The 25,680-nt window shown below is 67.9% G+C and carries 25 protein-coding genes, 2 tRNA genes, 1 pseudogene and 1 CRISPR repeat array; of the genes and pseudogenes, 13 read left to right on the top strand and 15 right to left on the bottom strand.

Annotated elements, in window-relative coordinates:
* Position 1 precedes the first annotated feature (1 nt).
* Positions 2-517 carry a L,D-transpeptidase family protein gene (locus E3U26_RS06420; RefSeq protein ID WP_279578038.1) on the top strand — a complete coding sequence of 172 codons (516 nt, stop codon included), beginning with the start codon at positions 2-4 and terminating at the stop codon, positions 515-517.
* Positions 518-539: 22 nt separating this feature from the next.
* Here E3U26_RS06420 and E3U26_RS06415 read toward each other — a convergent pair whose 3' ends face one another.
* Entirely contained in the window at positions 540-1,289 is a 750-nt protein-coding gene (locus E3U26_RS06415) for an SDR family NAD(P)-dependent oxidoreductase (protein ID WP_114535781.1), read from the bottom strand.
* 97 nt (positions 1,290-1,386) lie between these two features.
* Positions 1,387-2,601 (bottom strand): THUMP domain-containing class I SAM-dependent RNA methyltransferase, encoded by a 1,215-nt coding sequence (locus E3U26_RS06410; RefSeq protein ID WP_499104581.1) that lies wholly within the window; start codon positions 2,599-2,601, stop codon positions 1,387-1,389.
* A gap of 164 nt (positions 2,602-2,765) precedes the next feature.
* On the opposite strand from E3U26_RS06410, the gene E3U26_RS06405 reads away from it, so the two are divergent.
* Positions 2,766-3,560 carry a VOC family protein gene (locus E3U26_RS06405; protein WP_499104580.1) on the top strand — a complete coding sequence of 265 codons (795 nt, stop codon included), beginning with the start codon at positions 2,766-2,768 and terminating at the stop codon, positions 3,558-3,560.
* 90 nt (positions 3,561-3,650) lie between these two features.
* Here the strand turns inward: E3U26_RS06405 and E3U26_RS06400 are convergent, their stop codons facing one another.
* Together E3U26_RS06400 and E3U26_RS06395 are read right to left on the bottom strand one after the other, a co-directional pair.
* Complete coding sequence (locus E3U26_RS06400; protein ID WP_036757042.1) at positions 3,651-4,439, bottom strand: metallophosphoesterase family protein; 789 nt, start codon at positions 4,437-4,439, stop codon at positions 3,651-3,653.
* Positions 4,436-5,398, bottom strand: coding sequence for a diacylglycerol/lipid kinase family protein (locus E3U26_RS06395; protein ID WP_116221984.1), 963 nt, complete (start codon positions 5,396-5,398; stop codon positions 4,436-4,438). Before E3U26_RS06395 ends, E3U26_RS06400 begins: the two co-directional genes overlap by 4 nt.
* A gap of 380 nt (positions 5,399-5,778) precedes the next feature.
* Here E3U26_RS06395 and E3U26_RS06390 point away from each other — a divergent pair, with 380 nt between their 5' ends.
* From E3U26_RS06390 to E3U26_RS06380, 3 genes are read left to right on the top strand one after another with little or no spacing between them, the layout of a single operon-like run.
* A complete protein-coding gene (locus tag E3U26_RS06390; protein ID WP_499104579.1) occupies positions 5,779-6,984 on the top strand; it encodes an isochorismate synthase in 1,206 nt (401 codons plus the stop codon).
* A complete protein-coding gene (locus E3U26_RS06385) occupies positions 6,984-7,640 on the top strand; it encodes an isochorismatase family protein (protein ID WP_116221985.1) in 657 nt (218 codons plus the stop codon). Before E3U26_RS06390 ends, E3U26_RS06385 begins: the two co-directional genes overlap by 1 nt.
* Positions 7,631-8,401, top strand: a complete 771-nt coding sequence (locus tag E3U26_RS06380; protein ID WP_499104578.1) for an SDR family oxidoreductase — start codon at positions 7,631-7,633, stop codon at positions 8,399-8,401. The genes E3U26_RS06385 and E3U26_RS06380 overlap by 10 nt, the downstream gene beginning before the upstream one ends.
* Here the strand turns inward: E3U26_RS06380 and E3U26_RS06375 are convergent.
* The gene (locus tag E3U26_RS06375) at positions 8,398-8,643 is read right to left on the bottom strand and encodes a phosphopantetheine-binding protein (protein WP_499104577.1); all 246 of its coding nucleotides are present in this window, start codon (positions 8,641-8,643) and stop codon (positions 8,398-8,400) included. The genes E3U26_RS06380 and E3U26_RS06375 overlap by 4 nt on opposite strands.
* Positions 8,644-8,651: 8 nt before the next feature.
* Positions 8,652-10,274 (bottom strand): (2,3-dihydroxybenzoyl)adenylate synthase, encoded by a 1,623-nt coding sequence (locus tag E3U26_RS06370; RefSeq protein ID WP_499105769.1) that lies wholly within the window; start codon positions 10,272-10,274, stop codon positions 8,652-8,654.
* 187 nt (positions 10,275-10,461) lie between these two features.
* Here E3U26_RS06370 and E3U26_RS06365 point away from each other — a divergent pair, with 187 nt between their 5' ends.
* Both E3U26_RS06365 and E3U26_RS06360 read left to right on the top strand, forming a co-directional pair.
* Entirely contained in the window at positions 10,462-11,811 is a 1,350-nt protein-coding gene (locus E3U26_RS06365) for a non-ribosomal peptide synthetase domain-containing protein (protein ID WP_499105768.1), read from the top strand.
* 58 nt (positions 11,812-11,869) lie between these two features.
* On the top strand, positions 11,870-12,334 hold the full coding sequence (locus E3U26_RS06360) for a GNAT family N-acetyltransferase (RefSeq protein ID WP_214272271.1): 465 nt from the start codon (positions 11,870-11,872) through the stop codon (positions 12,332-12,334).
* Positions 12,335-12,339: 5 nt separating this feature from the next.
* Here E3U26_RS06360 and E3U26_RS06355 read toward each other — a convergent pair whose 3' ends face one another.
* Both E3U26_RS06355 and E3U26_RS06350 read right to left on the bottom strand, forming a co-directional pair.
* Positions 12,340-12,774 (bottom strand): hypothetical protein, encoded by a 435-nt coding sequence (locus tag E3U26_RS06355; protein WP_499105766.1) that lies wholly within the window; start codon positions 12,772-12,774, stop codon positions 12,340-12,342.
* The gene (locus tag E3U26_RS06350) at positions 12,767-13,387 is read right to left on the bottom strand and encodes a DUF5671 domain-containing protein (RefSeq protein WP_072461738.1); all 621 of its coding nucleotides are present in this window, start codon (positions 13,385-13,387) and stop codon (positions 12,767-12,769) included. The genes E3U26_RS06355 and E3U26_RS06350 overlap by 8 nt, the downstream gene beginning before the upstream one ends.
* A 199-nt stretch (positions 13,388-13,586) precedes the next feature.
* Here E3U26_RS06350 and E3U26_RS06345 point away from each other — a divergent pair.
* The 3 genes from E3U26_RS06345 to E3U26_RS06335 all read left to right on the top strand — a co-directional run bounded on the left by E3U26_RS06345 (position 13,587) and on the right by E3U26_RS06335 (position 15,373).
* Positions 13,587-13,661 (top strand) — tRNA-Gly (locus E3U26_RS06345).
* A 274-nt stretch (positions 13,662-13,935) separates the two neighbouring features.
* Complete coding sequence (locus E3U26_RS06340; RefSeq protein WP_036757148.1) at positions 13,936-15,198, top strand: class I SAM-dependent methyltransferase; 1,263 nt, start codon at positions 13,936-13,938, stop codon at positions 15,196-15,198.
* A gap of 101 nt (positions 15,199-15,299) precedes the next feature.
* Positions 15,300-15,373, top strand: a tRNA-Cys gene (locus E3U26_RS06335).
* A gap of 74 nt (positions 15,374-15,447) precedes the next feature.
* Here E3U26_RS06335 and E3U26_RS06330 read toward each other — a convergent pair.
* Entirely contained in the window at positions 15,448-16,515 is a 1,068-nt protein-coding gene (locus E3U26_RS06330) for a tyrosine-type recombinase/integrase (protein ID WP_499105765.1), read from the bottom strand.
* Positions 16,516-16,588: 73 nt separating this feature from the next.
* On the opposite strand from E3U26_RS06330, the gene E3U26_RS06325 reads away from it, so the two are divergent.
* The 3 genes and pseudogenes from E3U26_RS06325 to istB form a co-directional block, all read left to right on the top strand.
* Positions 16,589-16,774 (top strand): hypothetical protein, encoded by a 186-nt coding sequence (locus E3U26_RS06325; RefSeq protein WP_499105764.1) that lies wholly within the window; start codon positions 16,589-16,591, stop codon positions 16,772-16,774.
* A 225-nt stretch (positions 16,775-16,999) separates the two neighbouring features.
* Positions 17,000-18,568 carry an IS21 family transposase gene (gene istA, locus E3U26_RS06320; RefSeq protein WP_028717560.1) on the top strand — a complete coding sequence of 523 codons (1,569 nt, stop codon included), beginning with the start codon at positions 17,000-17,002 and terminating at the stop codon, positions 18,566-18,568.
* Positions 18,498-18,767, top strand: a pseudogene (gene istB, locus E3U26_RS06315) (IS21-like element ISPkr1 family helper ATPase IstB); the annotation flags it as partial. The gene istA and the pseudogene istB, both read left to right, overlap by 71 nt.
* Before the next feature lie 27 nt (positions 18,768-18,794).
* On the opposite strand, the gene E3U26_RS06310 reads toward istB, so the two are convergent.
* The 6 genes from E3U26_RS06310 to cas8c all read right to left on the bottom strand — a co-directional run bounded on the left by E3U26_RS06310 (position 18,795) and on the right by cas8c (position 25,673).
* Positions 18,795-19,948, bottom strand: a protein-coding gene (locus tag E3U26_RS06310) for an IS3-like element ISPfe1 family transposase (RefSeq protein ID WP_114537220.1) whose coding sequence is annotated in 2 segments (ribosomal slippage) — positions 18,795-19,702 and positions 19,702-19,948 — 1,155 coding nt in all. Because the reading frame shifts where the segments join, the coding sequence is not laid out codon by codon here.
* A gap of 89 nt (positions 19,949-20,037) precedes the next feature.
* Positions 20,038-20,662: direct repeats of the CRISPR family, unit length 32 nt; unit sequence GTTTCGATCCACGCCCCCGCGAAGGGGGCGAC.
* A gap of 189 nt (positions 20,663-20,851) precedes the next feature.
* Complete coding sequence (cas2, locus tag E3U26_RS06305; protein ID WP_085503159.1) at positions 20,852-21,142, bottom strand: CRISPR-associated endonuclease Cas2; 291 nt, start codon at positions 21,140-21,142, stop codon at positions 20,852-20,854.
* Between the two features lies 1 nt (position 21,143).
* Positions 21,144-22,178 carry a type I-C CRISPR-associated endonuclease Cas1 gene (cas1c, locus tag E3U26_RS06300; protein WP_499105762.1) on the bottom strand — a complete coding sequence of 345 codons (1,035 nt, stop codon included), beginning with the start codon at positions 22,176-22,178 and terminating at the stop codon, positions 21,144-21,146.
* Positions 22,175-22,807, bottom strand: coding sequence for a CRISPR-associated protein Cas4 (gene cas4 / locus E3U26_RS06295; protein WP_499105761.1), 633 nt, complete (start codon positions 22,805-22,807; stop codon positions 22,175-22,177). The genes cas1c and cas4 overlap by 4 nt, the downstream gene beginning before the upstream one ends.
* A 2-nt stretch (positions 22,808-22,809) precedes the next feature.
* On the bottom strand, positions 22,810-23,760 hold the full coding sequence (gene cas7c, locus E3U26_RS06290) for a type I-C CRISPR-associated protein Cas7/Csd2 (RefSeq protein WP_499105760.1): 951 nt from the start codon (positions 23,758-23,760) through the stop codon (positions 22,810-22,812).
* Complete coding sequence (gene cas8c / locus E3U26_RS06285) at positions 23,757-25,673, bottom strand: type I-C CRISPR-associated protein Cas8c/Csd1 (protein WP_499105759.1); 1,917 nt, start codon at positions 25,671-25,673, stop codon at positions 23,757-23,759. Before cas8c ends, cas7c begins: the two co-directional genes overlap by 4 nt.
* Between the last annotated feature and the right edge of the window lie 7 nt (positions 25,674-25,680).

Raw genomic sequence — 25,680 nt, 5'->3', positions numbered from 1 at the left:
CATGGGGCTGCGGGCGGGGTCGCGGGTCATTCCCTGCGCGGTCGGGCGCGGCGGCATCCGCACCGACAAGCGCGAAGGCGACGGCGCGACACCCGTGGGCCGGCACCGCATCGTCGGGCTGCTCTATCGTCCCGACCGGGTGGCGCGGCCGGCGGCCTGGGCGCGGCCGATCCTGCCGGGCGACCTGTGGTGCGATGCATCAGACCATCCGGCCTATAACCATCCGGTGCGCGCGCCCTTCGGCCCCAGCCACGAGGCGATGCGGCGCTCTGATCCGCTTTACGACATCGTGCTGGTGACGGATTGGAACTGGCCCGATGCCCGGCCGGGCGCAGGGTCCGCGATCTTCCTGCACCAATGGCGCCGGCCGGGGTTTCCGACCGCCGGCTGCATCGCCATGGCGCGGCGCGACCTGGCCTGGCTCGCCTCGGCCGTCGCGCCGGGGGATGTGCTGGACATCCCCGCCCTGCCGCGCTGGCCGGGGCGCAAGGCCACGGTGCGGCACGGCAAGGACTGAGGACGGCAAGGGCTGAGGCGCGTCAGAGCGCCGTATAGCCGCCGTCCACCAGGTGATAGCTGCCGGTGATGAAGCTGGCGCGCTCCGAAAGCAGGAACAGGACAAGCCCCGCCACCTCGTCCGCCCGGCCCAGCCGGCCGACGGGATGGCGGGCGACCAGCGCCTGCTTGACCTCCGGGTCCAGCTGGTCGAGCAGCGGCGTGTCGATGAAGGCCGGGCCGACCGAGTTCACCCGGATGCCCTGCGCCGCATATTCCAGCGCCGCGTTCTTGGTCATGCCCACCACGGCATGCTTGGCCGAGACATAGGCCCCGGCCCCGTTGAACCCGACCGAGCCGAGGATCGAGGCCATGTTCACGATCGCCCCGCCGCCCGATTCCAGCATGGCCGGAATGCCGTAGCGCATGCCATAGAAGACCGCGTTCAGGTTGACGTCGATCACCTTTTGCCAGCCGTCCAGCGGGTATTCCCCGACCGGCGCGCTGGGGCCGCCGATGCCGGCATTGTTCACCAGCAGGTGCAGCCCGCCCAGCCCCTTGGCGACCTCGACGGCCTTGCGCACCTGCTCGGGGTCCGAGACGTCGCCCGCCACGGCCTCGGCCCGGCCACCCGCGGCGACGATCCGCTCGGCGGTGGCGCGGGCCGTCGCTTCATGCAGGTCGGCCGCCACCACCGTGGCGCCCGAGGCGGCCAGTTCCAGCGCGATCGCCTCGCCCAGCCCCGAACCGGCGCCGGTGACAAGGGCGATCTGGTTGTCGAAACGAATATCCATGCGATTCTCCTGCGCGGTTCCGGGACAGCATATCATCCGCCGGGAACCCGTCCCTGCGACCAACCGTATCAATGCGCGGCGGCGGCCTGGGTTCCCGTTACAGCGGCCCGGTCTGCCACTGCCGGATCTTCAGCCCGCCATGGGCGACGTAGGGGCCCGGTTCGCGAAAGGGCAGGCCGGTGGCGCGGGCCAACGGCGCCTCGCTGGTGACAAGGCCGACGCGCCAGCCGCGGAAGCGTTCGCGCAGAACCTCGCCCAGCGTCGCATGCAGGCCGAAAAGCGGACCCTTGTTGCCGATGCGCGCGCCATAGGGCGGGTTGACCATGACCAGGCCCGGCGGGCCTTCGGGGCGGAGGAGATCGCCGATGGCGCGGTTTTCGAAGCTGGTCCAGCCGTCCAGCCCGGCGCGGGCGGCGTTTTCGCGGCTCATGCGGATCGCGCCGGGGTCGCGGTCGCTGCCGTGGTAGCGCGGTTCGGCCGGCGCGGGCGGGGCAGGGGCGTTGCGCATCGCCTGCCATGCCTGCGCGTCGAAGCTTGGCAGCCGTTCGAAGGCGAAAGGCCGCATCCGTCCGGGGCTGAGGCCCGCCGCGATCTCGGCCGCCTCGATGACGAAGGTGCCCGAGCCGCACATCGGGTCCAGCACCGGCTCGGCCCCGTCGAAGCCGCATTGGCGCAGGAACATCGCCGCCATGGTCTCGCGCATCGGCGCCTTGCCCACCGCCTGCTTGTGGCCGCGCCGGTGCAGCGATTCGCCCGATGTGTCCAGGCTGATGGTGCAAAGGTCGTCCTCGATGCGGATCTTCAGCGTGACCGGCACGTCCTCGGCCAAGGGGGCGCCCAGGCTGTCGCGGATCGCGGCCTCGATGCGCTGGGTGATGGCGCCGGCGTGATAGATGCGGGACTTGCGGCTGCTTGCCTCGATGCGGATGGGCACGTCCGGGCGCAACCAGTCGGCCCAGGGAAAGCGGCGCGCGCGCTTGTCGAGCTGCGCCGGATGCAGGGCGCGAAAGGCGCCGATGCGTGCGAGGACGCGGGTCGCGCCGCGGATTTCCAGGTTCGCCCGCCAGACATCCGCCCAGCCGCCGGTGAACGTGACGCCGCCGGGCTGGGCCTGCGCGTCCCAGCCGAGCGCGCGGGCTTCCGCCGCCAGCGGCTCTTCAAGGCCGGGGGTGGCGACCAGGAAGATCTCCATCCGCGCCGGATCGGCGGCCAGCGGCGCGGCGTCAGGCTGGGGTCGGGGCGGGGTCTTGGCGGATCGGGTCTTGGCGGGCTGGGGCTTGGCGGGTTGGGTCTTGGTGGTTCGGGGCTTCATCGGGTTCCGGCTGGCGAAAGGGCCCCGCATCATGCGCCGGGGCGCGGGCGAAGGCAATCCGTGGCCATTGTCGCCGTTGCGGCGGCAGTATTCCCCGATTGGCGCCATTTCGTGCCATGCGCATCGCCCCTATCTTGGGCGCAACAGGATATAAGGAGAGCATGATGGCCACGAGTGACGCCCCCATCCAGATCGGCCGGGTGGCCCTGATCGTCAACGACCTCGACCGGGTCGGGGATTTCTACCGCTCGGTGATTGGGCTGGAGCGGATCGCCGGCAGCGGCGAGGAACTGGTGCTGGGCGCGGGCGACAAGCCGCTGCTGGAGCTGCGCCGCGACCGGGCCGCCCGCCCGCGGCCGCAAGAGGCGGGGCTGTTCCATACCGCCTTCCTTCTGCCCGACCGCGCGGCGCTGGGACGCTGGCTGCGCTTCGTCGCCGGGCGCGGGATCGGGCTCGACGGGGCCTCGGACCACCTGGTCAGCGAGGCGCTCTATCTGCGCGACCCCGAGGGCAACGGCATCGAGGTCTATGCCGACCGTCCTCGCAGCGCCTGGCAGCATGACGGGGCCGAGGTGCGGATGGACACGCTTGCGCTGGACATGGCGGACCTGCTGGCGGCGGACGCGGGCGCCTGGACCGGCGCGCCGGAGGGAAGCGTGGTGGGCCATGTCCACCTGCAGGTGGGCGACGTGGCCGCGGCCGAGGATTTCTGCATGAACCGCCTGGGCATGGAGCGGATGGCGCATCGTTTCGGCGCGAGCTTCTTTGCCACCGGCGGCTATCATCATCATCTGGCAGGCAATGTCTGGAACAGCCGCGGCGCGGGGTTGCGCAGTCCCGGTTCGGCCGGGCTGGCCGAGGTGGTGCTGGCCGCCGATCCCGACCGGCTGCGGGGGCTGGGGGCGGCGGCGTTGCGCGATCCCTGGGGCACCGTCTTCCGCGTCGAGCCCAAGGGTTGAGCGGGGCCGGGGGCTTTGCCCCCGCGCCTCCCGGACCCCTCGATGGGGTCCGGGAGGCGCTCCCCCAGGGTATTTATGCAACGAAGAAGATCAGGCCGGGCGCCAGAGCCCCTCGCGGCGGGTGAAGCGCAGCTGTTCGGGCGGGCGGAAGCCGGGCTCGGTCATGGGCGCGACGTGGCGCTCGACCAGCAGGTCGGGGCCGGCGAACTCCAGCACGGCGAATTCGTTCTGCCGGTCGCCGGGCCGGTCGCACAGCGCGGTGCCGGCCTGGACTTGCAGGATCGGCCGCCCCCGTTCGCCCAGGAAGGCGCCGATCGACCACAGGTGCAGGTGGCCGGTCAGGACCAGCTGCACGCCCTCGGCCTGAAAGCCGGCCAGCGCCGGGGCGGCGCCCTGCATCAGCGCCTTGTCCACCTGCGGGCGCTGCTGCATCGGGTGGTGCAGCGCGACGATGTTGATGCAGGCGGGGTCCAGCCCGGCGATCACCCGCGCCACCTGCGCGGGCGTGACGATGCCGCGCTGCCAGGACATCGGGTCCACGCTGTTGATGCCCTGCACCCGCAGGTTGCCGACATGGCCCACGGGCTCGAGGTTCTCGGCGATGGCGCGCCGCCAGCGGCGCCAGGGGCGCATCATCCGGTCCGCCAGCTTGTAGAGCGGGATGTCGTGGTTGCCGGGCACCGCCAGCAGCGGCGCCTCGATCCGGCGCAGGAAGGCCGCGGCCTGCGCGAATTGCGCCGAGCGACCGCGATGGGTCAGGTCGCCCGTCACCACCACCAGATCGGCGCGGGCGGCGTTGATGCGGTCGATCAGCGGCTCGACCAGCGGCTTGCGCTCCAGCCCGAAATGCAGGTCCGAGAGATGCAGGATGCGCGTCATCCGGCATCCCGCCCGCCGCTATCGGCCGGGACCAGCACCTTCAGCGCGCCCCGGCGCACGCGGATGCGAAAGGGCGAATCCATCCAGGTCTTTTCGCCGTCATGGGCGACATATTCATGGCGCGGCACGGTCTCCAGCTCGAATTCATCGGCGCAGATCAGGTCGAAATCGGCATAGCGCGCCGTCTTGCCCAGGGCCAGCCGCAGCGCCGAGCGCACCAGCGGCCCCGGCCGCTTCGCCCGCGCCAGCAGCAGCGCCATCTGGCCCTGGCGCACGCAATCGGCCCCTTCCAGCCCGAAGGTGTCGAGCTGGTAGGCGCTTTTCGCCACGAAGGCCAAGGCGGTGGTGAAGCGCCGCTCTTCGCCGTTCGCGCGCACGGTCAGGTGCAGCGGGCGGCGCAGCGTCCACAGCGCCGCCACCGCCGACCAATAGGCCGCCAGCCGCGACCGGCCCCAGCGCCGATAGATGCTTTCGCGGCGCCGCAGGATCTCGGGATAGGCGCCGAAGCTGACATTGTTCAGGAAGATCATGCCGTTCATCTCGCCGACATGGACGCGGCGGATGCGGGGGGCGTCGAAGATCGCCAGCGCCGCCTCGACCGTCTCGCCCGAGCCGAGGTCGCGGGCGAAGTAGTTGAAGGTGCCGCCGGGGATCACCGCCATCGCCGCCGGGGTGCCGGCGACCGCGCCGGCCACGGCCGCCTGGGTGCCGTCGCCGCCGGCGGCGACGATCAGGTCGAACCCCTCGGCCACCGCCTCGCGCGCCATGGCGGGCAGGTCGGCACCCTTGCCGGTGCCGCGGAACCGAAGCTCGGCCACCCGGCCCTGCAAGGCCGCGCGCAGCTTGCCCGCGATGTCGTCGCCCGCCTCGCGCCCCGAGCCCATGTTCACGATGGCGCAGACCCGCGCCCTGGCCAGGTCGAAATCGGGGCTTGCTGCCGGCTCGTCCTGGCCGTTCATGTCCTGGTCCTTTCCGCATTGCCACGCCCCCCGAACCCGCGGCCCCGGCGCCCGGTTCCGGTTCCCGCCGGGGCCGGGGTTGCGACAATTCGCCGGCCGGCACTAATCCTGATCTTTTTACTTGCCTTTCTGGACCCGCTTTGACAGATTGCCGGCGGGAAGCTGAAGGGCGGGATTTCCAGACCGCCGCCCGACCGGCCGTGCCCCTTGGGGATTGCGGCGGTTCGCCACCCGAGACATCAGTTGCCAAACCCTGCGCAGGAGAGTTCTGCCCCGGATACGATCGCAGCATCATCCATGTCTGCACAGCCAGCGCCAGTTCCAAAGCCGCTGGCCGCCGCCGGGATCGGGGACGAAATTCCTTTGAAACGAGATGCATGATGAACATCCGCCTTTCCGAGGCGCCCAGCAAGACGGCGTCGCCCGTGCCTGATCCGGTTCTTTTCGGTTTCGACGGCCCTTCGGGGCGCATCCTGGGGCGCGGCCCCGCGCGGCGGATCGCCGCCGGCAGTGCCGCGACGCTGGAGACGCGCGTGGCCGCGGCCCTTGCCGGGGCGGCGCCGGACGAGATGATCGGCGGCGCCTTGCCCTTTGACCGCGAGGCCGGGGATTGCCTGTGGCAATGCCGGCGCAGCGATGCGCCCGCGCCCGGCGGCGCCGCGCCGCAGGGCCTGCCGCTGCCGGACTGGCGCCTGACGGCCGAGCCTGCCGCGCGCGACTATGCCGGCGCCGTCGCCCGCGCGCTTGGCATCATGGCCGAGGAGGCCGGCGGCCGCGACGCGCTGGAAAAGATCGTGCTGGCCCGCACGCTGCTGGTCGAATCCACCGCGCCGATCCCGGTCGAGGCGCTGATGGCGCGGCTGCATGCCGACCGCAGCGTGACCGCCTTTCGCGTGGCGCTGCCCGCCGGGCCCGAGCATCCGCAGGGCCGCGCGCTTTGCGGCGCCACGCCCGAGCTGCTGGTCGAGAAGCGCGGCCGGCGCATCGCCTCGCATCCGCTGGCGGGCTCGGCCCGGCGGCTGGCCGATGCGGCCGCCGACCGCGCCGCGGCCGAGGCTCTGTCCGGCTCGGCCAAGGACCACCGCGAACATGCGCTGGTGGTCGAGTCGATCCTGGACATCCTGGCCCCCTATTGCCGCGAACTGGGCTGCCCCGAGGGCACCTGCATCACCTCGACCCGCAGCATGTGGCACCTGGGCACCCGGATCGAGGGGCGGCTGAAGGACGAGGACACGCCCTCGGTCGTGCTGGCCTCGGCGCTGCATCCGACGCCGGCGGTCTGCGGCGTGCCGATGGCGCGGGCGGCCGGCTTCATCAAGGCCCTTGAACCCGTGGCGCGGGATTTCTATGCCGGCGCGGTCGGCTGGTGCGACGCAAGCGGGGACGGCGCCTGGCATGTCGCCATCCGCTGCGCCGAGATCAGCGGCCGGCGGGCGCGGCTATACGCGGGCGCGGGGATCGTTCCCGGCTCGGACCCGATGGCCGAGGCCGCCGAGACCGGCGCCAAGTTCGGCGCGCTTCTGGCCGCCCTTGGCTTGCCGCAGGATGCGGCCCTGCAGGGCGTGCCCTGCAACGGAGAGACCTGATGGCCCTGCCCGGCATCGCCCCCTATGTCCCCCCGACCGAGGCCGAGCTGCCCAAGGCGCGCGGCCCCTGGCAGCCCCGCCGCGACCGGCTGGCGCTGCTGGTCCACGACATGCAGCGCTATTTCTGCCGCATCTATCCCGAGGGTGCGCCCCTGGCGCCGGTGGTCGGCAACATCGCGCGGCTGATCGGCGCGGCGCGGGCGGCGGGCGTTCCGGTCTTTTACACCGCGCAGAAGGGCGACCAGTTCCGCCCGGATCGCGGGCTTCAGGCCGACCTGTGGGGGCCGGGGATGAGCGCCATCCCCGAGCATGAGGAGATCCTGCCCGAGCTGGCCCCGGCGACGGGCGACATCGTGCTGCTGAAGCATCGCTACAGCGCCTTCCAGCGCTCGAACCTCGAACATCTGATGCGGGCGCGCGGCCGCGACCAGCTGATGATCTGCGGCGTCTATGCCCATATCGGCTGCCTCGCCACCGCCGTCGAGGCGTTCCAGCGCGACATCGAGGCCTTTGCCGTGGCCGATGCGCAGGCCGATTTCTCGCGCGAGAAGCAGGACATGGCCATGGGCTGGATCGCCGCCACCTGCGGCGTGGCCCTGTCCACCCGGCAGGCGCTGGCGGCGCTTGGCGGGCAGGAGATGAAATCATGCGCCTGACCGGATTCCGCGACCGGACCGCCATCGTCACCGGCGCGGCGGGCGGCATCGGCCGCGCCGTGGTCGCCGCGCTGCTGGAGGCGGGGGCCAGGGTCGTCGCCACCGACACCGAATCCGCGCTGGCCGGCAACCCCGTCGCGGGGGCCGAGAACCGGGTGCTGGACGTGCGCGACGGCGATGCCGTCGAGGCGCTGGTGGCCGAGGTCGAGGCGACGCATGGCCCGCTGGGCCTTGGCGTCCATACGGCCGGCGTTCTGGCCATCGGGCCGCTGCTGGACCTCGCGCCCGAGGAATGGGAGCGGGTGATCGGCGTCAACGCCCGCGGCACCTTCAACGTCACCCGCGCCTTCGGCCGCGCCATGGTGCGCGGCGGGGGCGGCGCCATCGTCGCGGTCAGTTCGAACGCGGCGGGGATTCCGCGGCTGAACATGGGCGCCTATGCCGCCTCCAAGGCGGCGGCGACCATGCTGGTGCGCTGCCTGGGACTGGAGCTTGCCGCGCAGGGCGTGCGCTGCAACATCGTCGCCCCCGGCTCGACCCTGACGCCGATGCAGACCGGCATGTGGACCGAGGACGGCGGCGCCGGCGAGCGCGCGGTGATCGAGGGCAGCCTGGATGCCTATCGCACCGGCATCCCGCTGAAGAAGCTGGCGACGCCCGAGGACATCGCCGGCGCGGTGATGTTCATGCTGTCCGACCAGGCGGGCCATGTCACCATGGCCGACCTTTACGTCGACGGCGGCGCGACGCTGCGCGCCTAGATCCGGGACACGATCAGCGCCCACCAATTGTCCAGCGTCGGCTCGCGGGCCAGTTCCTCGAAACTGGCCTCGACGCCCATCTGCTTCAGCTCGGACGAAAAGGTCATTACCGCGATCGAGTCGAGCCCGTAGAGGACGAGGTTCTCGGCGGGCTCGATCTCGCAATCGTCCTCGATCATCTTCCGCACGTGGGCGGCCAGCCATTCGGGGCTGAGATCGGTCTTTTCGGCAATATCCATCATTCGTCCTTTCAGGCGGCGGTTTCGGCCACGAGGCTGTCGCGCAGGCGGCGCTTGTCGATCTTGCCCACCGCCGTCAAGGGCAGTTCGGGCACGAAGCGGAAGCGGTCGGGCAGCTTGTATTCGGCCACGCCCAGCTCCAGCAGGTGCCGGCGCAGCGCCGGCGGCGAAAGCTTGCCCGCCCCCTCGCGCAGCACCAGGAAGGCGCAGCTTTTCTCGCCCAGATGGGCGTCCGGCGCGGCGACCAGCGCGGCATGGGTGATGTCGGGATGGCGCACCAGCAGGTTCTCGATCTCTTCGGCGGCGATCTTTTCGCCGCCCCGGTTGATCTGGTCCTTGATGCGGCCCACGACGCGCAGGTTGCCGCCCTGCCGCACCACCACGTCGCCCGAGTAATAGAACCCCTCGGCGTCGAAGGCTTTCGCATTGTGTTCCGGGCTGCGGTAATAGCCGCGGAAGGTATAGGGGCCGCGCGTCGCCAGCGCGCCGGGCGTGCCGTCGGGAACGTCGCTGCCGTCCTCGTCGACGATGCGCACCTCGTCGTCGGGGCTGATCGGCCGGCCCTGGGTGGTGAAGACCACCTCGGGCGGATCGTCCAGCCGGGTATAGTTCACCAGCCCCTCGGCCATGCCGAAGACCTGTTGCAAGCGGCAGCCCAGCAGTTCCGGCACGCGCCGCGCGGTCGCCTCGGCAAAGCTGGCGCCGCCGACCAGCATCAGCTCCAGGCTGTCCAGCATGGCGCGGCGGGCGGGATCTTCTTCGACTGCGCGCAGCCACAGGGCCACGGCGGGCGGCACCAGCGGCGCCATGGTGATCCGCTCGCGCGCGACGATCTGGAAACAGCCCAGGGGCTCGGGGCTGGGGGCCATGACCACGGTGCCGCCGGCATGGAACACCCCCAGCGTGCCGGGCGAACTCATGGTGAAGTTGTGCCCCGCCGGCAGGGCGCACAGGAACCGCGTGGCTGAGGTCACGCCGCTGATCTGGACGCTGGCGCGGATGCTGTAGTCGTAATCGTTATGCGTGCGCGGGATCAGCTTGGGCGTGCCGGTGCTGCCGCCCGACAGCTGGAAGAAGGCGACCTGGTCGGCAGGCGTCGGCCCCGCGCCCTCGGGCAGGTCGCCGTCCGGTGTCAGCCAATGGGCCAGGCTGCGGGCGGGATCGTCCTCGCCCAGAAGCAGCAGATGCGCGACGCCGCCGGCGCGCAGCGCGTCGGCAAAAGCGTCGTCGCGGAACAGTTCGTGGTCGCGCGCGGCGATGACCACCCGCGGCGCGATCTGGCGGACATATTCGGTCAGCTCCAGCCGGCGATGGCTGTAGAGCGCGTTCACCGGCGCCACCCCGATTCGCAACAGCGCGAAGAAGGCGATGAAGAACTCGGCCACGTTGGGCAATTGCACCACCGCGGTATCGCCATGGCCCAGCCCCTGCCGCGCCAGGCGCGCGGCCAGGTTGCGCGACAGCCGGTCCAGGTCGCCATAGCTGAAGCGGCGCGAACCGCAGACCAGCGCCTCGGCCTCGGGGTTGGCGGCCAGCTGCGCGTCCAGGATATGCGTCAGCGGCTGGTCGATCCAGTAACCGGCCTCGCGATAGCGTCGGGCGAGGTCTTGCGGCCAAGGGCTGAATTCAATCATGCGGATACCTGCTTTTACGGCAATGAGCCGCCCAAGGCGCTTGCGGCACCTTGACGGATGACAATAGTTGAGTATTTTTATCCCGCTTTCTCTCTCGAAGCAAGCCAGCCGCGTCCCCACCCGGATGCAACCAAGCCAGCCCTCTCTCGTTCAGAATGCCAGACCCTGCGACAGGGACAAGGATTTCATGACGCATCATCAAGCCGAGGGGTTGTGGCTGCCCCTGACGCTGGCCCAGCTGGATTTCTGGGAAGAGTTCCGGTTCCATCCCGGAGAGGCGGTCTCGACCGTCGCCCATGCCATCGAATTGCGCGGCCTTGCCGATCCCGAGGCGCTGGCCCGCGCCATAAAGGCCACCATCGCCGAAACCGACATCATGGCGCTGCGCTTCGGCCTTGGCGCCGACGGCCGGCCGGTGCAGCGGGTCGATCCCGCTGAGCGGCCCGCGCTGCGCCGCATCGACCTGTCGGACCGCACGGATGCGCGCGCACATGCCTTTGCGCTGATGCAGGCGGATGTCGATGCGGCGCTGGACCTGCTGGTGCAGCCCATCGCGGCGCAATGGCTGGTCCGGCTGGCCGAGGGGCATTACCTGTGGTTCAACCGCGGCCATCACATCGCGCTGGACGGCTATGCCATGGGCCTGGTCGAACGCCGCTGCGCCCAGCTTTACGCCGCGCTGGCCGAGGGCGCCGATCCCGGCCAGCCGCTGCGCCCGCTGGCCGCCTATCTGAACGAGGAAACCGACTATCGCGCCAGCCCGCGCCATGCCGCCGACGCGCGCCATTGGGCCGGGGTGCTGGCGGCCGAACCCCGCCCGCGCGTGCTGCGCAAGGGGTCCGAGGACTATCCGGCCGAGGCGCTTTGCGCCGCCCACGACCTTGCCGCCCTGCGCCCGGCGCTGATGCGGCAGGCGCAGGCGGCGGGTATGGGCTGGCCGGACCTGCTGACCGTGATCTGCGCGGCCTGGGCCGCCTTGCATCTGCGCGACGGCTCGGCTGCGCATCTGTGCGACGACCGCGGCCGGATCGCGATGCCGGTCTGGCTGCCCTACATGAGCCGCATGGGCAGCGTCGCCGTCTCGGTCCCGGCGCTGGTGGTGAACATCCTGCCGCTGGACGTGACGCTGCATCCGGGCGAGCCGCTGGGCGAGGCGCTGGCCCGGCTCGGCGGGCGGCTGCGCCAGCTGCGCCGACATGGCCGCTACCGCATCGAGCAGATCGCCGAGGATTACGGCATGGAGCCGCGCAGCCGCTTCTTCTTCTCGCCGCTGATCAACGTGCTGCCCTTTGACGAGGCGCGATTCGCCGGCTGCGAGACGACGCGGCACGTGCTGTCGAACGGGCCGGGCGACGGGTTCAACATCACCATCCGCGGCGATGGCGAGGCCCGCGGGCTGGAGCTGCTGGTCGAGGCCGACCCGACCCTGACCCCGCCCGAGGATTTCGCCGCGCTGGCCCGGGGCCTGCCGCTTTTCCTGGCCGCGGCGCTGGCGCCCGAGAACCTGTCGCGCCCGCTGTCGGACCTGCCGGGCTGACATGCCCTTGCCGGCCCCTTTCCCCCGGCGCAACCTGCGCCGGACAGGAGGGGATGGGATGGACAGCGACGTGATACGCCTTGCCACGGCCGGCGACCTGGCCGTGGTCGAGGAAGTGGTGAACAGCGCCTATGCGCATTACACCGCCCGCATCGGCCGCAAGCCGGGACCGATGCTGGACGACCATGCCGCGCGCATCGCGGCCGGGCAGACGCATCTGCTGGAACGGGATGGCGCGATGCTGGGCCTGATCGTGCTGATCCCTCAGCCCGATGCGCTGCTGGTCGAGAATGTCGCCGTCTCGCCCGCCGCGCAGGGGCTGGGGCTTGGCCGGCGGCTGATGGATTTCGCCGAAACCCGTGCCCGCGCGGCTGGCCTGCCCCGGCTGCGGCTTTACACCCATGTGGCCATGGTCGAGAATCAGGCGATCTATGCCCGGCTCGGTTATGCCGAGACCCGCCGGGTGATCGAAGCCGGGCTGCACCGCATCTATATGGAAAAAGCCGTGCCCTCGTCGCGATAGGGGCCCTAGTCGCGATAGGGAATCGTCGCCTCGGCCCCCGGCCGCTGCGACCCGGTCGGGATGAAGCTGCGCGTGCTGCAACCCGCCGCGTCGCGATCCCAAGGACCGGACCGCGGGGGCTGCGGCAGTTCGAACCCGGCGCAGAGCCGATAGCTGCGCGGCCCCGTGACCTCGTAGCGATAGGGCGTGCCGGTAAAGGGATCGGCCAGCCGCACCTGCCAGTCGCATTGCGGCGTGGTCGCCAGCGTCTCGGGCAGGCGGTCGCCGTTCTCGCGCGCCAGGCAGACCACCAGCCGGGCCAGGTTGGCCAGGTCGCTTTCCCGCTCGCGGTCGCGGCGCTCCTTGCGGGCATGGCCGGGGCCGCCGGTCAGCGCCAGCCCGGCGACGACCGCCGCCGCGGCCAGCAGCGCGATGGCGATGGTGGCCCAGCCCTTAATCATTCAGCTCGTCCCGGTAATAGGCAAAGACCAGCCCCGCGACCCCGGCGACCAGCGCCGCCTTGGCGGCGAAACGCGCCGTCAGCTCGCCGTTGAGCAGCGTGTAGATGACATAGATCCCGTCCGCCAGGAACACCAGCGCCACCACCAGCAAAGTCACCGAGGCGAACCACTTGCGCACCAGCGACCGCCGTCGGCCGCCGTCGCCCAGGCTCATCCGCGCCACCTTGCGGTTGAGGATCACGAACAGCGGCACGAAGGCGATCAGCGAGGCGATGGACCAGCGGGTCGAGCTGCCCGGTCCGTAATAGCGGCTGTCGGCCGGGTCGGGGATCAGCCGCTCGATCAGCACCATGCCCAATTCGCAGACATGCCAGCCGATCATGCCCAGCGACAGGAACAGCAGGCCGTAAAGCAGCGCCTCCTGCGCCGAGGCATAGGGGCGGGGCCGCGGCACCGGCGGCAGGCCCGGCGCGGTTTCCCAGCCCCCCAGCGCCTCGTCGATCTCGGGCGCGGACCAGCCGGCATGGGCCAGCGCCTGGGCGATGCCCTCGCGCTCGCCGCCCTGTGCCAGGGCGCGGCGGACATATTCGGAAAGCTGGTCGGACGGTTTCATCGGCACCCCCTGTCTGGCCGGCAGGTTTCGGCAAGCCGGCGGCGCGGTCAAGCCCGCCAAGGCCGCAGCCGGGCGCAATTTTCCCCGCCGGGCCGCGTCGGCGAAAATTTTCCCGGCGGCGCGATTTTTCCCCTTGCACCCCCCGGCGCGCTCCCATAAATGACGCCTCACCGAAGGCGAAGCGCCATCGGGACGGAGCGCGGGCGTAGCTCAGGGGTAGAGCATAACCTTGCCAAGGTTAGGGTCGTGAGTTCGAATCTCATCGCCCGCTCCAAAAGTTTCCTTCGGGAACGGCGAAAAGCGGCCTTCGGGCCGCTTTCGGCTTTTCGGGCGGCTTTTCGGGCCAAAGCTTTGCCCGGCCAAGGCCCTGCGCGATCAACCTGCGGCAGACCCTTCACCCTGCCTCTGGCCATTTTCGGCGAATCGGCGCTAGTATGGCAACCGGAGTTGCCCCGGCAGCCAGGTCCGGGACAGTCGTCAGGAACAAGCTGCCGCGCCTCGCAACCACGCATCCCCCGAACCGCGGCCAGCCCAAGCGTGAGGTGATCATGCCGGCTCTGGAAGCTCTGATCGAACGGAAACTGCAACAGCTCTCGGTGCCGCTGGCGGTCCGCCTGCCCTCGGGGCGGCAACTGGGCCCGCCCGATGCGCGCGTGACCATCGCCTTCAAGGACATGGGCGCGCTGGCGCCGCTGGCCTCGGCCCGGCTGGGCCGGCTGGGGGACGAGATCGTCCGCGGCCGCGCCCGGATCGAGGGCTCGATGCGCGACCTGATGCGGATCGTGGCGGCGCTGGTGCCCAGCGACGGCCAGCCGATCCAGCCCAAGCCCTGGCAGCGGCTGCTCTATCACGTGCATTCGCTGCTGCGCCACAGCCGCGACCGCGATGCAAGGCAGATCCGCGCGCATTACGATGTCTCGGACGAGTTCTATGCGCTCTGGCTCGACCCGCGGCGGGTCTATTCCTGCGCCTATTTCGCCGAGCCGCAGATGACGCTGGCGCAGGCGCAAGAGGCCAAGCTGGACCTGATCTGCCGCAAGCTGGACCTGCGCCCCGGCGAGCGCTTCGTCGACATCGGCGCCGGCTGGGGCGGGCTCTTGCTGCATGCCGCGCGCCATTACGGCGTCGATGCCACCGGCATCACCCTGTCGCAGAACCAGTTCGACCATGTCGGCCGGATCATCGCCGAGGAGGGCCTGGGCGACCGGGTGCGCATCCGGCTGTGCGACTATCGCGACCTCGTGCCCGACCAGCCCTTCGACAAGCTGGCGTCGGTGGGCATGTTCGAACATGTCGGCCGCGCCCGGATGGGCATCTATTGCGACACGCTGCGCCGGCTGCTGCGGCCTGGCGGGCTGGCGCTGAACCACGGCATCGCCGCCTCGGGCTTGGACGACGCGATGGTGGGCGGCGGCCTGGGCGATTTCATCGAGAAATACATCTTTCCCGGCGGCGAGCTGGTCCATGTCAGCCAGGCCATCCGCAGCCTGTCGCAATCCGGGCTGGAGATGGTCGATACCGAGAACCTGCGCCCGCATTACGCCCGCACGCTCTGGGCCTGGTCCGACGCGCTGGAGGCGCAGTTGCCCGAGGCCGAGCAAGTGCTGGCGCGCTCGATGCCGCCCGATCGCGCGGCCGAGGTGTTGCAGGCCTACCGGCTGTATCTGGCAGGCTGCGCGCTGGCTTTCGAGCAGGGCTGGGTGGCGCTTTACCAGATCCTGCTGATCCATCCCGACCCGGCGCTGGCGACGCCGGACCTGCCTGGGGCGCAATCCGCCTATCCCTTCCGCCGGGACCATGTCTATCGCTGATCCCGGCCGTCACCCGGTCGCAGGCGAAGGGGGAAAGCGGCGGCCGCAGCAATAACCCCCTTGACCCCGCGCCTTGGAAACCCTAGCAAACGCAAGGCTCCGGCGGGTTGGCGGAGAGGTTACGCAGCGGATTGCAAATCCGTGAAGACCGGTTCGATTCCGGTACCCGCCTCCAAGTATTTTCAAGAGCTTGTGCCATATCGGGCTTTCCCCTCATTCCAGCGTTTACAGTAGCGTTTACAGTTTCGTTCACTTTGCGCCCCCTTTCGCTTGGGCAAGCTTGACCAGAATGCCATCCGATTCATCCGGCGAGACGCGAGCGTAATGCTCGATTACGGCTGCCGCGTAACGCACCGACCAGCCCATGTGCGAGGCGATATGCGCCAGTTCAAGCCCCGCATTCAGCAGACGTGTAGCAGCGGTCCCACGCGTATCCTGGAGCCGCAAATCATACCCCAGAGCCTCGGGTGTCAGCCCTGCCTTGTTCCGCCAGTAGCGCAGGCTGTCCGAGGCGTGACGGCCGGTCATAGCCCGCCCGCGATCACTGACCAGGATCAACATGCGGTCGACCGGCGTGGCATCGATCAGCGCGGCCATGGCCGGGGTGACGGGAACTGTGGCGATGCGCTTGCGCTTATTCGTCCTGATGCGAATGCGGCGCCCCTGCGGCGTCTTCTCGATCTGGTTGCGATGCAGGCGCACCAGATCGGCCGGCCGTAGCCCGGTTTCACAGCCGGCAGTAAGGATGCGCTGCACCCACTCCGGCGCGATGGCGCAAACAGCTTCACGCTGCGCCGGAGTCCACACGATTTCCGAACGATCCACCTCATAGACCTTCCGAAAGTCGCCGCAGTAGTGCATCCGGATCTTGCCGGCGTCCTTCCAGGCCCAATTGAGGATCCGCGTCACCACGGTTCCGGCATAGTCGTACTGGCGCGGCGAATGCGCCCATTGCTTGCGCCATTCATTAACCTCGCCGCGCGCCTCGGGTTCCTCGAACATCGCGGCAGGGTCGTCCTTGAACGCCGCCGCGAAGCGTAGCGCCCAGAGGCGATAATCCTGCCGGGTGCGCTCGCCCTTGGGCATCTCTGCGCTCGACAGAAAGTCATCGACCATTTGCTCGGTCATGTAATGCGCCGGCTTGGGGCGGGCGGTTGCCTCGGCGAATGCCACGAAGAAAGCCGGATCACTCGGAAAGCGGGCGCTGTCCTCCCAGAACTTGGGCCCACCGCGCCAAGCATAGAAATGAAACTTCGCGCCCGCCTTGGTGACGCGCCGAACGCAATGAACGCCCTTCGGCCGGTTAGATCGAAGCATTGCGCGCCCTCCGTTGCGCCACCAGCGACGCGGCACCATCTGAGCCCCGCGACGGCGTCAGGATATCCATACCTTGGGCCGCATCGAGGCGCTGACGAACATGCTTGGGATCGAACCATCCGGGACGGCCTGGAACATGCCGCAGGCCGAGCTTTGCGCAGAAATTGCGAAAGGCACTATTCGCGCCGGCATAGCCCCATTCCTCGGCCAGATCCTCGGCACGGATCAGGCCAATCATCTGGGTGAAGTGAGACGGTAAGGCTGACATGTAGCCCCTCCACGGCTTATACCTTTCATCGCACACTTGGGCGCGGAGCGGAGGGCGGATCGCCCGCACCTGCGAGTTGCTTTGCTTCGCGCAGCAGGATTTCTGTGAACCGGCGTGCAAAATTGACCCCGTAACGGGGTAATCGGCTTCCAAAAATGACCCCCCTTACGCTGATGGTCATGATGCCTCCGAGGCTATCGGGGGGCACAGTGTGGGATGCTGGTTGTGGAGACGATTGCGAAGATCCGCCGGGCGTATTTCCAGGACAAGAAGTCGATCAAGCATATCTGCCGAGAGCTGCGGGTATCGCGGAACACGGTTCGGAAGGTGATCCGGTCCGGCGCAACGGAGATGACTTACGAGCGAACCGTCCAACCGCAGCCGAAGATCGGTCCCTGGAAAGGCAAGCTCGACGAGATGCTGGCGGCGAATGCGCGCAAGCCGAAGCGCGAGCGGCTGACCCGCATCCGGATTTTCGAAGAGCTCAGGGCCCTCGGATATGACGGCGGCTACGACGCGGTCCGACGCTATGCGGCTTCGTGGTCGCAGGCGGAGCAGGAAGCGTCAGCCGCCGCCTATGTGCCACTGAGCTTCGATCCGGGTGAAGCCTACCAGTTCGACTGGAGTCACGAGGTCGTTCTGATCGACGGCGTGACCACCACGGTGAAGGTGGCTCACGTCCGGCTTTGTCATAGCCGGATGCTGTTCGTCCGGGCCTACCCGCGAGAGACGCAGGAAATGGTGTTCGATGCCCATGACAAGGCCTTTGCCTTCTTCGGCGGCGCCTGTGCGCGTGGGATCTACGACAACATGAAGACGGCGGTGGACACGATCTTCGTCGGCCGCGACCGCGCGTATAATCGCCGGTTCCAGCAGATGTGCGGACACTACCTTGTCGATCCCGTCGCCTGCACCCCCGCGTCCGGCTGGGAGAAGGGACAAGTAGAGAACCAGGTTGGCGTTGTCCGGCGGCGGTTCTTCGTGCCGCGGCCGCGCTTCAAGAGCTACGCGGAACTCAACGCCTGGCTTCAGGATCGCTGTATTGCCTGGGCCAAGGCCCATCCGCACCAGGAATTGCGTGATCGGACAATCTGGGACGTGTTCCAGGATGAGCGGGCGAGCCTGGTGCCCTACGTCGGCCCTTTCGACGGATTCCATGCCGTGCCGGCCTCGGTGTCCAAGACCTGCCTCGTTAGGTTCGACAAGAACCGCTACTCGGTCGATGGTCGCGCCGTCGGCCGTCCGGTCGAGATCCGCGCCTATGCCGAGCGGGTCGAGGTCTGGCAGGACGGCAAGATCGTCGGCCGGCACGACCGCGCCTTCGGGCGCGACAAGGCCATCTATGACCCGCTGCACTACATCCCGGTGCTGGCCCGCAAGCCCGGCGCCCTTCGAAACGGCGCTCCCTTCAAGGAATGGGAACTGCCGCCGGCGATACGACGCGTCCAGCGTAAGCTGGGGCGCGTGCCGAACGGTGACCGTCAGATGGTCCAGATCCTGAGCATGATCCCAACGGATGGACTGGAAGCCGTCGAGGCTGCCTGCGTCGAGGCCCTGACCGAAGGCGCCCCGGCGGCATCGGTCGTTCTGAACATCCTGGCCCGACATCGCGAGCCACCACCTCCGTTGACCATCGCCACGCCGGACGCGTTGCGCCTGACCTGCGAGCCCGTGGCCGACTGCAAACGCTACGACAGCCTCAGGAGACCCCGCCATGGAAAGATCACAGGTGCTGGACGCGATGGGCCAGTTGAAGCTCTACGGCATGAAGGCCGCCTACGATGAGATCATCGCCACGGCGGTGAAGCGACAGCACGAACCGCAGCAAATCGTGGGCGACCTGCTGAACGCCGAGATCAGCGAGAAACAAGCTCGCTCGATCAAATACCAGATGACCATCGCCAAGCTGCCCTTGGCCAAGGAAGTCGACGAGTTCAGCTTCGAAGACACGCCCGTAAACGAAACGCTGGTGCGCGATCTGGCCTTGACCTGCCCCCCGGTCGTCCCTCGTTCATAACGAGAGTCCTTGGGGTTGATATTGGTTGGTTTCGGGTGTGGCAAGCGCGCCGGGCGCGGAGCCCTCAGATTGCTCAAGCGCTCGGCGCGCGTCGGACGGGGTCTTGTTGCCCAGCGAGGAATGGGGCCTGACGTTGTTGTAGTCGTAGCGCCAGAGGGCCAGTTTGCGGCGGGCATCAGCCAGGCTGTCGAAGATTTCCTCGTTCAGGCATTCGTCGCGCAGGCTGCCGTTGAAGCTTTCGATGTAGCCATTCTGCTGCGGCTTGCCCGGGTCGATGTAGTGCCATTCGACGCCGTTCGCGTTGGCCCATTTCAGGATGGCCTTGCTGGTGAACTCGGTTCCGTTGTCGCTGACGATGCAAGCGGGCTTGCCGTAAATCCTGACCAGCGCATCCAGTTCCCGTGCCACCCGAGCCCCAGAGATGCTCGTGTCAGCGATCAACGCCAGGTTCTCGCGGCAGCAATCGTCGTTCACAGCCAGAATGCGGAACTTGCGGCAGGCCCCGAACGTGTCGGACAGGAAGTCTAACGACCACCGCTGGTTTGGCCTCAACGGCGCTGGTATTGGCGTCCGGCTACCTCGTGCCCTCTTGCGGCCACGCCTGCGGCGCACCGACAGGCCCTCTTCCCGGTAGATGCGATAGAGCTTCTTCTCGTTCATGATCATGCCCTTGCGCTCCAGCAGGATGCCCACGCGCCGGTAGCCGAACCGCCGGCGCTTCTCGGCAATCTTGTGCATCTCCTCACGGATTTCCGGGTTGTCGGGTGGCCTGTCACGCCGCACCGTCTTCGGATCGACACCGATCAGGACACAGGCCCGACGCTGAGAGATCGGATGATCCTTCATCGCCCGCAGCACCGCGTCCCGCCGTTGCACCGGTGTCGTCAGGGCTTTCCCAAGAGATCCTTCAGAACCACGTTGTCCAGCATGGCATCGGCCAGAAGGCGCTTCAGCTTCGCGTTCTCGTCCTCGAGCTGCTTCAGCCGCTTGGCGTCCGACAGGTCCATCCCGCCATACTTCGCCTTGAGCTTGTAGAACGTCGCGGGGCTCAACCCGTGCTTCCGGCAAAGCTCGGAAGTCGGCAAACCCGCCTCCTGCTCCTTGATCATCCCGATAATCTGCGCCTCGGTGAACCGGCTTTTCCTCATGTCGTCTGCTCCTTCTCAGGTTGGGCAGACTCTACATCACAGCGAGGGAACTTCCGGGGGGCAGGTCAGCACGAGCGAGCCGAGGGCGTGTTTCGATTCACGCCCCCGCGAAGGGGGCGACTTACGGGGCGGGCGCTCGTGTCGTGATCGTCGGGTTTCGATCCACGCCCCCGCGAAGGGGGCGACGGGTCACGACCGCCAATGACGTGATCGAGGTCAAGTTTCGATCCACGCCCCCGCGAAGGGGGCGACTTTCATGGCCGCCTCCTGATTGTGGACGGGGCGCGTTTCGATCCACGCCCCCGCGAAGGGGGCGACTTTGCAGCCCGTTGATACGGGCATGTTTCATCGCTGGTTTCGATCCACGCCCCCGCGAAGGGGGCGATACCTGCTTGGTGACAGTCAGCGCGCCTACGCCGCAGTTTCGATCCACGCCCCCGCGAAGGGGGCGACGTGGCTCGACCAGTCATGCAACGGTGACTGTCGGTTTCGATCCACGCCCCCGCGAAGGGGGCGACGCCTCCTGTCAGGGGTTAGACCGTGTTCCCGGCGTTTCGATCCACGCCCCCGCGAAGGGGGCGACCGTAGGCCGCGCCGGCACCATGAGCGATAGCCGGTTTCGATCCACGCCCCCGCGAAGGGGGCGACGGCTGGACCGTATTGCCAAGGCCGAGGCGGCGCTGTTTCGATCCACGCCCCCGCGAAGGGGGCGACCGCCCTCCCTATACCGCGCTGTTGTTATGCCGCAATCTTCCTTGCGAATGCGAAAGGGGCAGTTGCGCTCGTCCTAAGTCAGCCGATATGACGGACAGGAAAAGAAAATCCAACGATTTCAAAAAAGCCGCCCCGATGCGAACCTCAGCGCAAAAGTCGGCACGCTTCATGTTCGCAGGGACAAGAAAACTATAGAATCAGCGGGCCGTTAAGATCCATCGCGGGTTTTGCACCGACATGCTCGACCCGGCGCGACCAGTTCGAACCAAGGTAGTAATAGCGCAGGCTGTCGACCTCGGGGCGGATGATCCCTTCCAGGCGCGCCTTCAGCCGGGTCCATTGCGCCGGGTCCACCTCGATCTCGAAGACCGAGAATTGCACCCGCTGGCCGTAATCCTCGCACGCTCGGGCAACCTGACGCAAACGCTTCTTGCCGCCGGTGTCCAGCGTATTCACGTCATAGGTGACCAGGACAAGCATCTCAACTCCAGAACCAGGGCGGATAGGCGTCCAGATCGCCGCGCAGATGACGCGCCAGCATCTGCGCCTGAAGATAGGGCACCAGGCCGAACGGCGCCTTTTCCTGCAGGAAGGGATGCTGGCGCTCTTCCTTCTTGCGCTCCTGCCAGGCGGTCAGGATGGTGCGGCGAGCGTCGTCGGTCAGCAGCACCGCACCGCCGTCCATGCGGCGAAAGTCCCCCGCGCGCAACTGGCGGCGATTCACCAGGGACAGCGCCAGACGATCCGCCAAGGGCGCGCGAAGCTCTTCCATCAGGTCCAGCGCGAGGCTGGGCCGGCCGGGGCGGTCGCGGTGCAGGAAGCCAACGGCGGGATCCAGCCCGACCGCCTCGCAGGCCGAACGGCAATCATGGGTCAGCAGGGTATAGAGAAAGGACAGTACCGCATTCATCGGATCGAGCGGCGGGCGACGCGAGCGGCCCGTCCAGCGAAGCTCGGGATCGGGTGAGCGGATCAGGTGATCGAAGACGCCGAAATACAGCGTCGCCGCCTCACCTTCGGAGCCGCGCAACAGATCCACGCTATCGTCGGACAACTGCACGCGGCGCAGGATCATGGCCATGCGATCCGTTGCCCGCTCGAGCCCATTACGCGCCTCGGTCGTCATCTCGCCGCCGTAATCGCGCAGCGCGCGCCGGATCACCGCGCGCTGGTTGGCGATCTTGCCCATGACGATGCCGCGCACCACATCCGTCGCGTCGTCGGCCGCCTGATATTGTGCACGCCGTAGCAGGACATTCCCCGCGACCGGCCCCTCGACCCGGGCCTGGAACCGCCCGGCGCGATCCAGAAGCACCAACGTGATGCCGCGCTCGGCACAGATGCCGATCAGCGCCGGAGACAGCAGGATCGGCCCGAAGGCGACGACCGAGGCCAGCATATGCAAGGGTACACGCGCCTTTTCAGCCCCCTCGATTTCGGCCACCAGGTTCTCGCCATCCTTCTTCAGGGCGGTCCCCTCGGTCGTGACATAGACGGTGTTCAGCAGCTTTTTCATTCCAGCGCCCTTGCCAGCATACGATCGCGCCATTGCCGCACGGGACGGCGTATCGCCTCGGGCCGGCACAGATCCAAAAGCGAACAGGCCCGGCAGCGGCTGCGATGCGGCGTCGGGGGCGGCGTGCGGCGACTGGCCAGGACTGCGGCCAGTTCGGCAGCGGTGCTTTCGGTCAGCGCACGCAGATCGGCATCGAAGGGCACGGTGACCCGGCGTTTGGTCTGACCGTAGAACAGTGCACCCTGTGCCACCGGGCGGCCGGTCATCTCTTCGAGGCAGAGCGCCTGCGCGCAAAGCTGCACCTCATCGGCGCGGTGCATCTTGGGCTTGCCGCGCTTGTATTCGATGGGGAAAGCGGTCTCGCCAGCCGGGCCGGGGAGGAACTCGACCAGGTCGGCGGTGCCGGTCAGGTTCAATCGATGGCACGCCAGTGGCAAGGCCATCACCCGCCGCACGCCACGCGCCTTGCGACTGCCGCCCTTGTCAGCGACGGCGTGCAGGACATCGCCCTCGGCGGTAAAGCGGTTCTCGGCCCAAAGCCGCTCCAGATGGATCAGAGCGGCTTGGCGCAGGCAATAGACCGCATGTTGCAGCGCCGAGAGGGGAATGGGTTCCTCGACGCTGGCCATGATCAGATGAGTTCGAGGATTTCAACGCCTTCGGGCAGCCCCTCGCGGTCGATGGCGACGGTGTAATCCGCGAATTTCCGCGCTGGCGGCAGGTTGCCAAGACCGCGGTCGTCCAGCGCACGGAATTCGCCATCCACGTTGCGGCCGATCTGAACCAGGTCGAACAGCCGGTGTGCCGGCGCATTGCCAAGCGCATTCGCATGGCGGAAGACGATCAGCTTGCGCGAAGTCATCTCGCCCCGCGCGGCCGCGCGGTCATGCTCGAACATGTTCGCCAGCGCCTCGAACAGCAGGTCCAGATCGGCTTCGGAAAAGCCCGTACGTTCGGCGAACTTGGCCGAGACGAAGCCATGCGCGACATAGAGGCCATAGGGCACGATATGCTTGCGGCCCATCGTACGGTTGTCGGTGCGCAAATCGCCATCGTCCCCTTCGGCCCGCTTCTTCTGCTCGGCCTCGTTGGTGGCCGCCATGCGGGTGATCGAAATCTCGACCGGCAGAACCGGCTCGACCGAATTGGCGAAGGTCATCTGCACCGGGCCCTTGACCTGACCGCAATTGATCCCGGTAGACATGACGGCACCGAATGTCCGCACGTCGAAGAAATTGCGGCACATGAAGTCGCGCAGTTCCCTTGCCTCGGCGTCGTCCCTTGGGTTCAGCTTGGCATCCTTTTTCGACTTCTCGTCGCCCCGCAATGCAACATAGGCCTGACGGTGCTTTTCGTTCAGGATCGCGCCTTCCTGGACATAGATATGGTGCCCTTCCGTTCCCTCGCGCGCGAGCTCGACGTAATTGCGGATCTTCCGCTTTAGGCTGACATCGCTGACCAGGCCGTGATTTGTCTCGGGATCAAGCCGCGGCAGGTTGCCCGCATCGGGGTCGCCGTTGGGATTGCCGTTCGTCACGTCGAAGATCAGCACGAAATCATGGCGGCGGGAAAGCGTGGTCATTGGGATACCTCGGGGGTCTTGTCATCGTGCTTGCGAAAGAAATCGGAACGCTGGTGGTAATAGCCGATGCCGAACAGCGCCTGCTCTGCTGCATTCAGCGAGGCAGGGATCGGGTCCCCGGCCGGGTCCATCAGATCGGTGATCGAGGTCAGCAGCTTCTCAAGGTTCACCGCCCGGCCGGGGTTGGTCTTGCGCAGCTTGCCGAAATGGTTGGCCGAGCCGGAATCCAGCGTGCGGAACACCTTTTGCGGACTCGCCGATGCCGCGCCATAGAACTTGTCCTTGATTGTGGCATTGATGCCGCCAAGTGCGGCGCGCTGCACCTCTTCGTAGACGGCGAACAGCCGCCCAAGGACATAGCCCTTGTTGGTATTGGCGGGATCAAGCGCCACGGGAGCCTCCATCTTCAGGTTGCGGATCAGAATGGATTTCAGCATGGCGCATCGCAGGGCGTTGATCTCGCCATCGGCGCGCATGCGCATCAGCACCGTAGAAAGCAGGGTCAGCGGATAGGCCGTGCCGGTCAGGATCGCGCGCAACCACTCCCCGGCGATCAGCGGCGGCACGTTCTCGCGCTTGCCTTGCGAGGCCAGTTCCAAGAGATAGCGCCAGAGCGCCGGCCAGCCGTCGCGCGGCGGCGGATCTATCGCCGTATCCTCAAGGTAGCGCTGAAAATTCGCGGTCAGCCTGCCGAAATCGTCCTGCCAGTAGAAGCGCACCGAAAGCCGGGCGGCATTGGGGGCCAGCCCTAGGACATGAAAGCGCACCCCCTCGGCCAGTTCCGGCGCGACCCGCGACAGGCGCTGACCATTGCGGATGGCGTCGAGGCGGGAATGGATTTTGGCGGTTTCCAACCTCTCATCCTCGGCAACCAGCTTCTCCTCGGAAGCGGGGTCCAGCAACGCCGCAAAGAAGACCTCCGCCTCCGCGGCCAGCTTCATATCGCTGCAATCCGCCCAGAACACCGTCGAGGCATCGCCGATCTGGATGCGATGGCCGCTATCCTTGTCGAGGTAGCGGTTCAGCACCGTGCCATAGGCAAAGGCCGCTGCCTCGGAGACAGGGGCGTTGTCACCTTGATCGTGACCGTAGGACGTGAAGGCGTCGAGGTTGAAGGACACCAGGCTCGCACCCGAGGATTGCGCCCCCCAGACCCCCTTGATCGAGGGATGCAGCCGCGCCACCGAACCGGGTTCGCCCGTCACCAGGCAGATCTGCGGGTCCGAGGCGCCCTCGGCCCCGAGGCGCCGCCACAACGCGCGCGCAGCCGGGCGTTCATGCAGGAAACGCTCGCGATATTCCTCGGCCAGGGCGAAGACGATGTTCTGGTCGCGCATCTCATCGAGCCAGAGGGGTGGAGCGAAGGCATCCGGGCTCCAGCCGTCCAGGAAGCGCAGGAAAGCCAGCACGCCAGGATCGTCGGTTTCCGCAAGCCATTCCGCGTGGCGAGCGCGGAAGGCGGCATGTTCCTCCGCCGTCCTTTTGCCTTCACCAGCGGTCACACCCAGCACATAGGCCGACTTGTCCCACAGGAAGTTGGGGGCAATGCCGGCGGTCCGCTTTACGGCCTGCGGCACCAGCAGCATCCTGGGGCTACGTTTCCTGTCGTCGCCGCGCAGATCCTCGACACTGGCAACCGATCCGTCCGCGTTCAGCAGTACGCAAAAGCCGATCTTCTCGGTCGAGAAGCCGAAGGGCGGTGCATCGGGCAGCCGATCATAGGCCCGCACCAACGAGGCAAGCATGCTCATCCCTTCACCTCTGCGCTGCCGGGTTGCGGCACCTCCAGTACGCCGTCGCGCAGCGCGGCACGGAAAAACAGCGAGGGCCGGCCCGGTTTCCCGTGGTCTGTCAATCGGCACGCAACTTTGACCCCCTTTCGGCGCCCAATAATGACCCCGCTTGGTCAGCACGGGTAGC

It is taken from the genome of Paracoccus ferrooxidans, assembly GCF_029909815.1.
Taxonomy (GTDB): Bacteria; Pseudomonadota; Alphaproteobacteria; order Rhodobacterales; family Rhodobacteraceae; genus Paracoccus; species Paracoccus versutus.
Note: the sequence above shows the minus strand (reverse complement) of the source record. Positions and strands in the feature narration are given on the sequence as shown.

Bases quoted from the DNA above. Each gene is read 5' to 3' on its own strand.
- E3U26_RS06420 (WP_279578038.1), top strand. From the start codon at position 2: ATGGGGCTGCGGGCGGGGTCGCGGGTCATTCCCTGCGCGGTCGGGCGC.
- E3U26_RS06415 (WP_114535781.1), bottom strand. From the start codon at position 1,289: ATGGATATTCGTTTCGACAACCAGATCGCCCTTGTCACCGGCGCCGGT.
- E3U26_RS06410 (WP_499104581.1), bottom strand. From the start codon at position 2,601: ATGAAGCCCCGAACCACCAAGACCCAACCCGCCAAGCCCCAGCCCGCC.
- E3U26_RS06405 (WP_499104580.1), top strand. From the start codon at position 2,766: ATGGCCACGAGTGACGCCCCCATCCAGATCGGCCGGGTGGCCCTGATC.
- E3U26_RS06400 (WP_036757042.1), bottom strand. From the start codon at position 4,439: ATGACGCGCATCCTGCATCTCTCGGACCTGCATTTCGGGCTGGAGCGC.
- E3U26_RS06395 (WP_116221984.1), bottom strand. From the start codon at position 5,398: ATGAACGGCCAGGACGAGCCGGCAGCAAGCCCCGATTTCGACCTGGCC.
- E3U26_RS06390 (WP_499104579.1), top strand. From the start codon at position 5,779: ATGAACATCCGCCTTTCCGAGGCGCCCAGCAAGACGGCGTCGCCCGTG.
- E3U26_RS06385 (WP_116221985.1), top strand. From the start codon at position 6,984: ATGGCCCTGCCCGGCATCGCCCCCTATGTCCCCCCGACCGAGGCCGAG.
- E3U26_RS06380 (WP_499104578.1), top strand. From the start codon at position 7,631: ATGCGCCTGACCGGATTCCGCGACCGGACCGCCATCGTCACCGGCGCG.
- E3U26_RS06375 (WP_499104577.1), bottom strand. From the start codon at position 8,643: ATGATGGATATTGCCGAAAAGACCGATCTCAGCCCCGAATGGCTGGCC.
- E3U26_RS06370 (WP_499105769.1), bottom strand. From the start codon at position 10,274: ATGATTGAATTCAGCCCTTGGCCGCAAGACCTCGCCCGACGCTATCGC.
- E3U26_RS06365 (WP_499105768.1), top strand. From the start codon at position 10,462: ATGACGCATCATCAAGCCGAGGGGTTGTGGCTGCCCCTGACGCTGGCC.
- E3U26_RS06360 (WP_214272271.1), top strand. From the start codon at position 11,870: ATGGACAGCGACGTGATACGCCTTGCCACGGCCGGCGACCTGGCCGTG.
- E3U26_RS06355 (WP_499105766.1), bottom strand. From the start codon at position 12,774: ATGATTAAGGGCTGGGCCACCATCGCCATCGCGCTGCTGGCCGCGGCG.
- E3U26_RS06350 (WP_072461738.1), bottom strand. From the start codon at position 13,387: ATGAAACCGTCCGACCAGCTTTCCGAATATGTCCGCCGCGCCCTGGCA.
- E3U26_RS06340 (WP_036757148.1), top strand. From the start codon at position 13,936: ATGCCGGCTCTGGAAGCTCTGATCGAACGGAAACTGCAACAGCTCTCG.
- E3U26_RS06330 (WP_499105765.1), bottom strand. From the start codon at position 16,515: ATGCTTCGATCTAACCGGCCGAAGGGCGTTCATTGCGTTCGGCGCGTC.
- istA (WP_028717560.1), top strand. From the start codon at position 17,000: ATGCTGGTTGTGGAGACGATTGCGAAGATCCGCCGGGCGTATTTCCAG.
- cas2 (WP_085503159.1), bottom strand. From the start codon at position 21,142: ATGCTTGTCCTGGTCACCTATGACGTGAATACGCTGGACACCGGCGGC.
- cas1c (WP_499105762.1), bottom strand. From the start codon at position 22,178: ATGAAAAAGCTGCTGAACACCGTCTATGTCACGACCGAGGGGACCGCC.
- cas4 (WP_499105761.1), bottom strand. From the start codon at position 22,807: ATGGCCAGCGTCGAGGAACCCATTCCCCTCTCGGCGCTGCAACATGCG.
- cas7c (WP_499105760.1), bottom strand. From the start codon at position 23,760: ATGACCACGCTTTCCCGCCGCCATGATTTCGTGCTGATCTTCGACGTG.